The organism is Bradyrhizobium sp. GW821-FHT13H06 (assembly GCF_058803975.1).
In genome coordinates, this window is record NZ_JBXAPN010000004.1 from 870542 (window position 1) to 882715 (window position 12174).

Sequence of the window (12174 nt, forward strand, 5' to 3'; positions counted from 1 at the left end):
AGGATACAGCCTCCGGCTCTCGCGACCCGGGGGCTTTTTGCTGACATCGTTGCAGACATGAACCCAACTCGCAGACATCTGCTCAAGGCCGCAGGGCTCTTCGTAGCCAGTCGCGCCTTCGCCAGCGACCAGCAGGAGGCGAGCATGCAGCCTTCGTCCGTGAAGCCACGCCACGTGCTGTGCTTCCTCGGCAAGGACGAAAGCCTGCTACATCCGCCGAAGGCGGTGGCCAGGACGATCGCCGACTTCAACTTCGAGATCGACCGCACCTATTCGCAGGCCAAGCCCGATCCGCATATGGAGCGGTCGTTCGGCGTGTGCTGGGACCGCGTCTTTCCGAAAGCCTGGTCTGCGTCCGACGAAGCCGCCGTAGCCAATCACAAGGCGGTGCTGTACGTGCGGAGCCCGCCGATCGATCAGCAGAAGTCGGCCGCCTATTCAGCCGCCGCCTTGCTGATCGTGGACGAGATGCTTGAGGCAGGCGCCATTGCGGCGAAAGGTGAAAGCGCCGGTGTCGCCCATGGCGTCGCGCGCTGGCGCAGTCTCGCCGATCAAGCTCGCAAGGGCTCGAGGACCAGCCAGGGCCTGAAGATGACCCCCGCCGTCACGAAGGCGTGTCGTCTCGCCTTCGCCAAGCGCCCGCTCGCCGGCGATCGCTATTACGAGACCGTCGGCTACCACCTCGTCGGCCTGCCGGAGGTCTATGTCGCGACATCGCACGGCAGCGATCGGGACGCGGTCAAAGTGATGGACGAGCTCGCCGACGCCATGGCCGAGCGCGGCGTCGACGCGACGCTGCGCGACCGCAAGCTCACGCTATCGCGCGAGCAGGACTACGCCGAGGACGATTTCAAGTTCAATCCGTACGGGATCGTCCGTATCGAGGCCTGAGAGCGCTGGCGCCTTTTGCCGCCCTGCCGCTCAGATCGCGGGCTTGTCGGGGCCCTGAAGCCTGGCGTGCAGATTGATCAGCCACATCGCCGTCGGCCGCAGGATGAAGAGGTCGGCGACGAGGGCCATGACCATCGAGAAGGCGCTGAGCCAACCGAACAGCCGCAGCGACGGCAGGTCCGAGAACACGGTGACGACGAGGCCGCAGGCCAGCACCACCGTGGTCAGGATCAGCGCCGGGCCGACCAGCACGGTGGCCCGCTCCACCGCGAGCGCCGAGCCAACGCCCGGCTTGCTCTCGAGTCTCAAGCGGTTGAGGAAGTGGATGGTCGCGCTCAAACCCAGGCCGAACGAGACGGTGAGCGCGACGACGCTGGCGAATTGCAGGCCCTCGCCCATCGCCCACAGCACCGTTCCCGACATCACCACCGGGAAGATGCCCGGCAGGATGCAGGCGAACATCACCACCCAGGAGCGGAACGCGAGGCCGATGAAGATCGCGACCAGCGCGAATTCGATGGTGAGGCCGTGGTTCAGCTTCTCGATCATGCTGGCCGAGTTGCGCGCAGCGATGGCGGCAAGACCCGTCACCGCGATCTCGTAGCCGGGATGCTTCCTGCGGACGGCGTCGAGCTCGTGGTCGAGCTTGTCGACGATCGGCAGGAGCTGGCTGGAATCCTTGTCCGGCACGCGGCCGGCGACCACGACGGCATCCTGCTGGGCATCGATGAACCGCCGCACCAGATGCTCGGGGATGACGTTGACATATTCCTTCAACGTCGCGACGTCGGCGCTGCCCGCCTTCTCGGCCAGCCAGCGGCGCAGCGTCTCGAGCGACCAGACGTTGCCGACACCGGCCGATTTCTCCACGGTCGCATGCACGTCGGCGATGGTCTGGAGGGTCTCCGGCGAATAGAGCGATTCGCCCTTGGGGAATGCGATCAGCACGTTGACCGGGTTGGCGCCGGTCAGCTTGGCATCGAGCCGGTCGCTGGCGGCGACCGCCTGGCGCTTGTCCGGCACCTGGTCGGCGAGCCGGTAGCGCGGCTCCAGATTGGCATAGATGACGCCGAGGCCGCCGACGAACAGCACTGCGATCAGGCTGAACAGGCCGGGACGGCCGACCATGCGCACCGCGATCCAGTAGCAGAAATTGCGCAGCGCCTGGACGCCGGCATCTGCGCTCTGGAACTTGACGGCGAACACCTTCTCGTTGCGCACGAGCAGCACGCCGAACACCGGCACCAGCGACAGCACCGCGACCAGCGCGATGATGGTGGCGGCGAGCCCGGCCTCGCCGAACTTGCGGATCAGGTCGGAGTCGGAGAATTGCAGCGCGATGAAGGAAATGCCGGCCGTGCCGTGCGTCAGCACGCAGGCGGGTCCCACCACCAGCACCGCGTTCTTGAACGCGGTGAACTTGTCCTGTCCTGCGATCAGCCGGTCGCGCGCGGCGAAGGTGAGCTGCATCGAGTCCGAGAAGCTGATGACCATGATGAGCGGCGTCATCACGTTCAGGAACATGTTGAGGTTGAAATTGGCCCAGCCGAGCGCACCGAGCGCCAGCAGGATCGCGATCATCGGCGGGAATGCCGCCGCGACCATGAACGAGATCTTGCGGAAGAAGATGATGGCGATGATGCAGCCGGCGAGAATGCCGAGGATGTTGTAGGTCAGCCCGTCGCGCTCGACCGCGTTGCGGATCTCGAGCTGCATCACCGGAACGCCGGAGAGCTGCACGTTGAGCCCGGTGTCGCCGAGGTCCTCCTTCATCAGCGCGCGGATGTCGCCGACGGTCTTGGTCAGCTTGTTGGAGGCGACCACCTCAGGATCGAGCGAGAGCACGATCAGCGCCAGCGTGCCGTCCTCCGACAGCAGCTTGCCGCGGATGATCTCGTTGTTCTTGACGGTCTCGATGAACTTGTCATAGGCGGCCCCCTCGGGGAGCTCGGCCGGGAACAGCGCCGCCGGCAGCTTGCCCGGCGCCGGCGCCTGACGCGCCGAGAACAGCGAGACCAGCCCGCGCGTACCTTCGACCAGTTGCAGGTCGGTGACGAAGTCACGCAGCTTCTCGAGGTTGCTGCGCTCCAGGAGGGACTTGCCCTCGACCACGACGAGGACGTCGAACTCCTCGGCCGGGAACTTCTTCGTCACCTCTTCATACTGCTTGAATTCGCGGGTGTCGGAGCGGAACAGCTGCGACAGCGAATCGTCGATCTTGATCCGGTGGATGCCGAACACGGCGCCGACGATCAGCGCCAGCAGGACGATGCAGGAGACGATCGGCGCCCGAACGGCTATCAGCCCGAGGCGCTCCAGCCCGAAGGCGATCGAGGACGCAGGTCCCTGCTCGACCTTGTCGACATGAACCTCATTCTCGCTGTGCTTTTCGAGCATGCCTTGTCCAGTTCCTAAATCGGCTCGGTCTTGAGAGCTTGTTGCGCCCCGCGAACGGCTTGAAAACGCCATACCAATGGGAGGCTTGCCTTTTGAAAATGCGCGGAAAATCGCCGCGAGGGGTTTAGCAGGTCAACAGGTCCTCTCGCAAGCAGGCGAAGCGTGGCCGAATCGATCAAGAAGCGGCGATTTCGGGTCCCGACCGCCTATCATTCCGGCGGCGCCGTGCCAATTCGACGCGGCGCACGGTCCGCGCTCTCGTCCTTCAGAGCCACGCCGGTGGTCTCCCGCGCGAGCCCCTCACGGACGAGCCAGGCGATCTTGAAGGCGGCCTCGTCGTAGCTCAAACCGGCGTGGTGGATGTTCGACACGCAATTGCGTTCGGCATCGGTCCGGCCGGGCTTCGGTGCGAAGGTCAGATAGGCGCCGAGACTGTCGGGCGCGGACAGGCCGGGCCGTTCGCCGATCAGCATCGCGACCATGCGTGCCCCGAGAATCGCGCCGATCTCGTCGCCGAGCGCGACGCGCGCGCCCGACGCGACAACGACATGGCCGATCGCGACGTCATCCCCCTGCGCAAGCAATGGCAACAATCGCCTCACCACGATCGCCGCATGGGCCTGAACCGCCGCCGCGGAAAGGCCGTCTCCGATCACAATCGCGAGCCGGCACGGCGCCGAGGCGCTTCGTGCCAGAAGCTGCGCCGAGCCGGGTTCGAGCTGTCGTCCCAGATCCGGCCGCCGCAGATAGTCGCTGCGATCGACCGCCCGGCTCCTCACTTCGGTCACCGCAAGTCCGAGCGCGCCGAGATCGGCGACCAGGCGCGGCGTGTCGAAGGCGGCATGCACGGCATCGCGCGCGCGGGCATGGTCCAGCGTGAAATCAAGCAGCGCCCTCGTCGGCATGCTCGCGCCGCTGCGCCCGAGCGCGACGCGCGCGGGCGTGAACGCCCGCAAATCGAGGGTCGGTCGACGCGGCGGAGCCGGTTCAGACATGTCGCATCATTCGGCCGGAACGGCGGCCTCGCGCAGCCGGATCGAATAGTTCGAGGCGTTCTGCTTGCCGCTGGAGGCCGCGCGCGCAAAGGTGATGAGATGGTGCGCGATCAGCGTGCAGCCGATCAGGCCTTCGATGTCGCCGCGCTTGATGCGTCCCAGCGCGAACTTCCAGAACACGCGCCTGTAGTCGCCGAGCACCCCGACCTTCCAGAAGATGTTGCGCAACATGACGAGGCCGCGCCGGATGTTCGGCCAGGTCTTCATCTCGTCCGCCACCGGCATCTTGACTCGGCGCACGTAGACATTGTCGCATTGATACTGGTAGCGCGCGTAAACCTTCTCGGGCGCGTAGGCGACCGCCATCGCATGCTTCCACGAGGCGACGACCTCGTCATAAGGCAACAGGAAGTCGACGTTGGAATCGCGGCCGTCGTCGTGAACCAGGCGGCCCTCGCGCTCCAGACGGTCCCACAGCGGCGTCTTGGGCAGCGCCTGGAGCAGGTTGATGGTGAGCAGCGGAATCCGGGACTCGTCGACGAAAGCGAGTAGCGCTTCCGAGGTGTTCGGCTTGTCGGTATCGAGCCCCATGATGATGCCGGACACGACCTCCATGCCGAAGGAGTTGATGGTGTGCACGCCCTCCAGGATCGGGACCATCATGTTGTGGTCCTTCTGCATCGCCTTCAGCGCATCAGGATCGGGCGTCTCGATGCCGCAGAAGATGGTGACGAAATAGGCCTCGCGCATCTTCTCGAGGATCTCGGGCCTCTTGGCGATGTTGAGCGTCGCCTCACAGGCGAGCCGCACCACGTAGCCGGTCCGCTTCTGCCATTCAATCAGATGCGGCAGCAGGTCCAGCGCCGCCTTGCGGTTGCCGATGAAATTGTCGTCGACGAAATAGACCGTATCGGTCATGCCGCATTCGCGCAGGCGATCGAGCTCGGCGATGATCTGCTGCGGCGACTTGATGCGCGGATTGCGGCCGTAGAGGCCGGGGATGTCGCAGAACTCGCACTGATAGGGACAGCCGCTGGAGTACTGGATGCTGCCGAGGAAATACTTCTTCACATCGGCGAGCTCGTAGGCCGGAATCGGAAACTCCGTCATCGGCACGCGGTCCCTGGTGGTCAGCACCACCTGGGCCTCGGGACGCGAGGTGTCGCGCGACAGGATCTCGATCAGCTGGTTGGTGGCGTCGCCGAGCTCGCCGACATGCAGATAGTCGAAGGACGGGTAATAGTCCGGGCAGGCGCTGACCGAGGGCCCGCCGAGCGCGACCGGCAGATCGAATTCATGGGCGCGGCGGCAGATGTCGTTCATCTGCTGGCGCTGGATGTGCATGCCGCTGACGAAGACCGCTTCCGCCCATTCGAATTCCTCCTTCGTCGTGGGGCGCAGGTTCTCGTCGACGAATTTGACCTGCCACTCCTTCGGAAGGTAGGCGGAGATCAGCAGCAGCCCCTGCGGAGGCATGAAGGCGCGGACGCCGTCGGTCAAGGGATAGGAATGCTCGAACGTACCGAAGGACGAGGTGTAGCGCGGAAACACGCAGAGAATCCGCCGGGTCGTTCCGTTACTTTCAGCTCGCATCAAAGCTCCCCCCGCCACGCTCGACCGATAGTGCGGAAATTGCCAGCCAGACTCAGGGTAACGCTGTCGCCGGAATTTCTCAATATTGTGGCACAAGCACAATTCCGGGAGGCGCCGATAGTTTCATCGGAGTGCCAATTGGCGCGCCGCCTCACGCGATCAACCGCGAGGCAAAATCGGGCAGCAGGCCTGCATCGCCGGCCAGACGGAGATCGGCGCCTGCAATTCCCGAGCGCACCAGCCAGTCGTCGAATTCCGGCGCGCGGCGCAAGCCGAAGACGTCGCGGACATAGAGCGCGTCGTGAAAAGACGTCGACTGGTAGTTCAGCATGACGTCGTCGGCGCCGGGGACGCCCATGATGAAGGTGACGCCGGCGGCGGCGAGCAGCGTCAGCAGGTTGTCCATGTCGTCCTGGTCCGCCTCGGCATGGTTGGTGTAGCAGATGTCGACCCCGAGCGGCAGGCCGAGCAGCTTGCCGCAGAAATGATCCTCCAGTCCAGCCCGGATGATTTCCTTGCCGTCATAGAGATATTCCGGGCCGATGAAGCCGACCACGCTGTTGACGAGGAGCGGGGCAAACGCGCGGGCGACCGCATAGGCGCGCGCCTCGCAGGTCTGCTGGTCGACCCCGTGATGGGCGCCCGCCGACAGCGCCGAGCCCTGGCCGGTCTCGAAATACATCACATTCTGCCCGACGGTGCCGCGCCGCAGCGACAGCCCGGCCTGCTGCGCCTCTTTCAGGAGCGCGAGGTCGATGCCGAAGCTGCGGTTGGCGGCCTCCGTACCGGCGACCGACTGGAAGACGAGGTCGACCGGCACGCCCTGCCCGATCAGCGACAGCGTCGTCGTGACATGGGTCAGCACGCAGCCTTGCGTCGGGATCTTCAGCCGCGCGATGACCTCGTCGAGCAGCCGCAGCAAATGGGCGATGACGGCAGGATCGTCACTCGCGGGATTGATGCCGATGCAGGCATCGCCGGCCCCCAGCAAAATGCCGTCAAGGATCGAGGCGGTGATGCCCCTGGCGTCGTCGAAGGGATGGTTCGGCTGGAGCCGCGTGCTCATCCGCCCCTTCAGCCCGATGGTGTTGCGGAAAGCGGTAATGACCTCGCATTTCCGCGCCGCCAGGATCAGATCCTGGTTGCGCATCAGCTTTGACACTGCGGCCGCCATCTCCGGCGTGATGCCGAGCGCGAGCTTGCGCAGGATCTCGGGCGTTGCAGCATCGGACAGCAACCAGTCGCGGAAGGCCCCGACCGTGAGCGATGCCACCGGCGCGAAGGCCCTGGCGTCGTGGCTGTCGATGACGAGGCGGGTGACCTCGTCGGTCTCATAGGGAATGACGGCTTCCTGGAGGAATTGGCCGAGCGGCACATCCGCGAGCGCCATCCGTGCCGCGATCATCTGCTCGGAGCTGGCAGCGGCAATTCCGGCCAGCCGGTCGCCGGAGCGCGGCGGCGTCGCCTTGGCGAGCAGGTCGCGCAGATCCGGGAAGGTGTAGGTCGTGGCGTCGATGCTGTGGCGGTAGACCACTGGGCTCTCCGGGCTTGGTCGGCCAACGGCCGACCCCAAGACTATGCTGAAAGACTATCCTGAAACTATACCTTGGGATCAAGACGCTGAAATATCTTACCTTTCATTCGACCAAGGGACGAAGGGAGCCGACGGGCGCGTTAACGCCGCATCCACCTTCCTCCTGCAAAGTTTTGCATCAATTCTACACGACCCCGCTCACCGGCCGCTTCAGGCCATCCCGGGCTCCTGCACACCATGACATCCGACCGATCTGGGAATGCCGCCAAGCCGGCAGGCCGTTTCACGCTTGCCACCAAGCTCTATGCGATCTTCGCGCTGTTCGCGCTCCTCACGGCCGCGATCGCGATGCTGTCCGACTACAACAGCCGCCGCAGCGCCGACCTGACCAGCGCGATCGAGACGGCGAATGCCGCCGCGCTGAACGTCGAGCGGGTCAACTCGCTGGTCTATGCGGTCGTGATGGAATCGCGCGGCGTCTACATGTCGACCGAGCCGGCCGTGGTGAAGAAATACGGCGATGGCCTGCTCAAGTTCAACGCCCAGATCCTGGACGTCGTGAAGCGTTGGGAGACCATCGTCAAGGCCGACGACGCCGAGCAGTTTGCCACCTTCAAGACGCGCATCGAGCAATTCGTCGAGTTCCGCAAGGAGCTGGTGCGCCGCGGCGTCGAGATCAATGCTGCCGCGGGCCGCGAATGGGGCGACAACGACGCCAACCGCGCGGTGCGCTCGGCCCTGAACAAGGACCTCGAGGCGCTGTCCAAGGTCTATGCCGAGCGCGCCCGGCAGATCGCGCAGCAGACCGAGACCAATCGCGAATTGTCGTTCGTGCTGACCTGCCTCGGCGGCGTGGCGCTGGCGCTCGTCGTGATCGGCATCGTCATCATCGCCCGCTCGATCGCCCGGCCGCTCGCCTCGATCACCGCCACCATCAAGCAGGTCGCCGACGGCGCCGAAAACGTCGTGGTGCCGCACTCTGACCGCGCCGACGAGATCGGTGCACTGGCCCGCGCGATCCAGGTGTTCCAGGACGCCATGGGCCGCAACCGCAACCTCGCCTCGCAAGTGTCGCACGACGCCGCCGCGCGCGAGGAGCGTGCCCGCCACATCGAACGATCCGTCGAGCAGTTTCGCGAGGCGATCGGCGCGATCATGCGCGGCCTCAGCGACAACGCCTCGGTGATGCGCGAGACCGCGCAGACCATCACGCGCGTCACCGCCGATGCGAACAGCCGCGCCGGCACGGCGGCGAACGCCACCGAGCAGGCCTCGCACAACGTCACGGCAGTGGCGGGCGCGGCCGAAGAACTGTCGGCCTCGGTGGTGGAGATCGGCCGCCAGGTGCGCCAGAGCGCCGGCGCGGTCGAGCAGACCGGCCAGCGCACCGAGAAATCGATCTCCGAGATCGAGAGCCTCGCCGCGGCCACGCAGCGCATCGATGGCGTGCTCAGCCTGATCCAGGCGATCGCCGAGCAGACCAATCTGCTCGCGCTGAACGCCACCATCGAGGCCGCGCGCGCCGGCGATGCCGGCCGCGGCTTCGCCGTCGTCGCCCACGAGGTGAAGGCGCTCGCGGGCCAGACCGCCAAGGCCACCGCCGAGATCAGCGAGAACGTCTCGATGATCCAGGCCTCGACCCGCAACGCCGTCGATGCCGTCCGCGAGATCGGCGGCGCGGTTCGCGAGATCAACGAGGTCACCTCGGCGATCGCCGGCGCCGTCAGTCAGCAGGACGCCGCCACGCGCGAGATCTCGTCCAATGCGCAGTCGGCCGCGCAGGGCAACGAGACCCTGGTCGCCAACATCACCTCGCTGCGCGATGCCATAGGTGAGACGGATACGGCCGCGGCGTCCGTGCTGACGGCGGCAAGCAGCCTGACGGCGACGGCGGACACGCTGTCGCGCGAGGTGGAGAAGTTCTTCCAGAACCTGCGCGCAGGTTCGGCGGACGGCCGCCTCGCCAGGGCGGGATGACGGCGCGGGCGCGGGCCGCGAAGCCGGCGCCGACACAAAAGTGCGAAAACAACCCCATGCACAGTAGACAGGGGCAACTGAATCAATGGGTTACCTGCCGTCGCGAAACGCTACGGATTTTACGAAGTCAGTTTGACTCGTCGGGCAAAACACCGGCATGATGTCATCATTGGCTCACGGCCCCTCCGTCGGCGTAGACGGGCCTAGATGCTATCCGGTGCACGCGCGCAGGGCAGGCCTGCTCCCAAGAATCGTCGCGTTGGCCATGCTCTCAGAAGGCAGCGTTTGAGTCCAATGGGGTCGATGCGGCCCTGCGCCCAACGGCCAACAGCCCCCGCGACAATGCCACAGCGCCTGAGGCCGAGATCGGACATTGATTCAGATTGGTTCCTCCGCTCCGTTGATCCATCTCAACAGAGCCTCGGCCGAATTGTTCATAGATCGCGCTAGATGCCCATCGCCGAGCGATGCAGCCGAAAGCGAGAGATGACCAATGGCCAATAGGGAAGTCGTGATCTGTTCGCCCGTGCGCACCGCCATCGGCACGTATGGCGGCACGCTGAAGGATTTGCCGGCCGTCGATCTCGGCGCCGTAGCGATCCGTGCAACGCTGGAGCGCGCGAAGCTGTCGCCCGGTGATGTCGGCATGATCGTCATGGGCAACGTGATCCAGGCCGGCAACTAGATGAACCCATCGGCGGCGGCCAAGGGATTGCGCTTGCGCTTGAATCGATGAACTGAGCCTGCCTTCGAAGAGAAGGCATGATCCGCCTCGCGCGCCGATCTCCGGCGCGCCAGAAGCGTCAAGCCGATCAATCATTCGAACGCAGTGCTCGCGCGGAATCTGGACCGATCGGCAAATGTCGCGAGACCTCTGTGACCACAGGACAGCCTATGTTGCCCCACTTTCGCGCGCTGACCGCCCCGACCCCGTATCTGTTTTTCACCGGCAAGGGCGGAGTCGGCAAGACCTCTCTTGCATGCGCCACGGCCGTTAGCCTCGCCGACCGCGGACTGCGCGTCCTGATCGTCAGCACCGACCCTGCGTCGAATCTCGACGAGATGCTCGATGTCACTTTGACCGATCGCCCTACCCCGGTGCCAAACGCGGCCGGACTTTCGGCGATGAACATCGATCCCGAGGCCGCAGCCGACAATTATCGCAGTAAAGTGCTCGAGCAGCTTGGACCGGAGGTTCCCCCTGACGAGCGATCGACTGTACGCGAGCAGCTCTCCGGCGCCTGCACGACCGAAATAGCTGCCTTCGACGAGTTCGTGGGACTGCTGGACGGCGATATCGCGGGGTTCGATCACATCGTATTCGACACCGCGCCGACCGGTCACACGTTGCGGCTCCTGAGCCTGCCAAAAGCATGGACCGGCTTTCTCAAGGACAACGATCGGGGAGCATCCTGCCTCGGGCCGCATTCAGGGCTGAAGATGCAGGAGAACCGCTTTCGCAAGGCGCTCCAAGCCTTGGGCGATTCCAGGCAGACCACCATCATCCTGGTCACCCGCGCCGACCGGGGTGCGATCCGCGAGGCGGCCAGAACGGCCGCCGAACTCGACGCGCTCAATCTCTCGAACCAGCTCCTCGTGGTGAATGGGCGCTTCCATGCCACGGACCCGGCCGATGTCGTTGCAGTTGCCCTCGAGCGGGATCAGGACGAGGCCCTGGCCGCAATGCCTGCATCGCTCACGAAACTGCCGCGCGACGAAATTCCTCTGGTCGGGTTCGACATCGTCGGCCTGGTGGCTCTGCGCGCACTCTTATCGCCCACCGATCAGCCATCGCTTGTATCCGCCGAACCCGGCACCGAACCGCTCGACCTGCCCGGCCTGAACCGACTGGTCGATGACATCGCGCGGGACGAGCACGGCCTCATCATGGTCATGGGTAAGGGGGGCGTCGGAAAGACGACGATCGCCGCGGCCGTCGCCGCGGGACTGGCCAAGCGGGGTCATGCCGTTCATCTCAGCACGACCGATCCCGCAGCTCACGTCAGCTTCGTCGTCGATGGCGTCATGCCCGGTCTGACGGTCGACCGGATCGACCCCCGGGTTGAAACGGAGCGGTATGTCGCAAAGATAATGGCGAGCCGGGGCCGGGACCTGGACGAGCAGGCCAAGGATCTGCTGCTCGAAGACCTCGCTTCGCCATGCACGGAAGAGGTCGCAGTGTTCCACGCCTTCTCGCGCATTGTTGCGGAGGCCCGGAGCGCATTCGTGGTGCTCGATACGGCGCCGACAGGCCACACGCTCCTGCTGCTGGACGCGACCGGCGCCTATCACCGCCAGATGACGAGCCAGGTTGCACCGACCGGTACAGGACGTATCGTCACCCCGTTGATGAGGCTGCAGGATCCGAACCACACGAAGATCATCCTCGTGGCGCTGCCGGAGACGACGCCGGTTTCCGAGGCCGCTTCCCTTCAGGACGACTTGCGGCGTGCCGGCGTCGAACCATACGGCTGGGTCATCAACAAGTGCCTCGCCGTCTCGGGAACTCGCGATCCCCTGCTGCGGCTTCGGCTCGATAGAGAGCGAACGCAGATCGCTCGCGTTCAGAACGGACTCGCAAAACGCGCTTTCATCGTCGGGTGGCGAGTAAAGCCGCCGATCGGCGTGGAAGAGCTGCGTAGTCTGTCATGAACGTTGTTCGACGGTGTGATGTCGGCTGCAGGGCGAGGCGAAGTGCCCTCGCGTTCCATCTGTCAGCCTCCTGCAAAGCGAGCCGGCGCGCCTGTGCAATCTCGCGGGAGGAGTGCGCGATGTCCTCACGTACCA

The 12174-nt window shown here is 65.2% G+C and carries 8 protein-coding genes; 4 read left to right on the forward strand and 4 right to left on the reverse strand.

Going from position 1 to position 12174, the window contains the following annotated elements; genetic code table 11:
* Nucleotides 1–57 precede the first annotated feature (57 nt).
* The gene (locus AC1RQP_RS21375) at nt 58–891 is read left to right on the forward strand and encodes a hypothetical protein (protein ID WP_492938398.1); all 834 of its coding nucleotides are present in this window, start codon (nt 58–60) and stop codon (nt 889–891) included.
* 30 nt (nt 892–921) lie between these two features.
* On the opposite strand, the gene AC1RQP_RS21380 is transcribed toward AC1RQP_RS21375, so the two are convergent.
* The 4 genes from AC1RQP_RS21380 to AC1RQP_RS21395 form a co-directional block, all read right to left on the reverse strand.
* Entirely contained in the window at nt 922–3288 is a 2367-nt protein-coding gene (locus AC1RQP_RS21380) for an efflux RND transporter permease subunit (protein ID WP_492938399.1), read from the reverse strand.
* A gap of 209 nt (nt 3289–3497) precedes the next feature.
* Nucleotides 3498–4283 (reverse strand): ethanolamine ammonia-lyase subunit EutC, encoded by a 786-nt coding sequence (eutC, locus tag AC1RQP_RS21385; RefSeq protein WP_492938400.1) that lies wholly within the window; start codon nt 4281–4283, stop codon nt 3498–3500.
* Nucleotides 4284–4289: 6 nt separating this feature from the next.
* The gene (locus AC1RQP_RS21390) at nt 4290–5876 is read right to left on the reverse strand and encodes a B12-binding domain-containing radical SAM protein (RefSeq protein WP_239622325.1); all 1587 of its coding nucleotides are present in this window, start codon (nt 5874–5876) and stop codon (nt 4290–4292) included.
* Between the two features lie 151 nt (nt 5877–6027).
* Nucleotides 6028–7410 carry an ethanolamine ammonia-lyase subunit EutB gene (locus tag AC1RQP_RS21395; RefSeq protein WP_492938401.1) on the reverse strand — a complete coding sequence of 461 codons (1383 nt, stop codon included), beginning with the start codon at nt 7408–7410 and terminating at the stop codon, nt 6028–6030.
* Between the two features lie 237 nt (nt 7411–7647).
* Here AC1RQP_RS21395 and AC1RQP_RS21400 point away from each other — a divergent pair, with 237 nt between their 5' ends.
* From AC1RQP_RS21400 to arsA, 3 genes are all read left to right on the forward strand, one after another.
* The gene (locus tag AC1RQP_RS21400) at nt 7648–9387 is read left to right on the forward strand and encodes a methyl-accepting chemotaxis protein (RefSeq protein WP_492938402.1); all 1740 of its coding nucleotides are present in this window, start codon (nt 7648–7650) and stop codon (nt 9385–9387) included.
* A gap of 493 nt (nt 9388–9880) precedes the next feature.
* Entirely contained in the window at nt 9881–10072 is a 192-nt protein-coding gene (locus tag AC1RQP_RS21405; protein WP_492938403.1) for a thiolase family protein, read from the forward strand.
* Nucleotides 10073–10281: 209 nt separating this feature from the next.
* Complete coding sequence (gene arsA, locus AC1RQP_RS21410) at nt 10282–12039, forward strand: arsenical pump-driving ATPase (RefSeq protein WP_492938436.1); 1758 nt, start codon at nt 10282–10284, stop codon at nt 12037–12039.
* Nucleotides 12040–12174 lie beyond the last annotated feature (135 nt).

Coding starts and splice junctions, on each gene's coding strand:
- AC1RQP_RS21400 (WP_492938402.1), top strand. CDS start 7,648: ATGACATCCGACCGATCTGGGAATGCCGCCAAGCCGGCAGGCCGTTTC.
- eutC (WP_492938400.1), bottom strand. CDS start 4,283: ATGTCTGAACCGGCTCCGCCGCGTCGACCGACCCTCGATTTGCGGGCG.
- arsA (WP_492938436.1), top strand. CDS start 10,282: ATGTTGCCCCACTTTCGCGCGCTGACCGCCCCGACCCCGTATCTGTTT.
- AC1RQP_RS21375 (WP_492938398.1), top strand. CDS start 58: ATGAACCCAACTCGCAGACATCTGCTCAAGGCCGCAGGGCTCTTCGTA.
- AC1RQP_RS21380 (WP_492938399.1), bottom strand. CDS start 3,288: ATGCTCGAAAAGCACAGCGAGAATGAGGTTCATGTCGACAAGGTCGAG.
- AC1RQP_RS21405 (WP_492938403.1), top strand. CDS start 9,881: ATGGCCAATAGGGAAGTCGTGATCTGTTCGCCCGTGCGCACCGCCATC.
- AC1RQP_RS21390 (WP_239622325.1), bottom strand. CDS start 5,876: ATGCGAGCTGAAAGTAACGGAACGACCCGGCGGATTCTCTGCGTGTTT.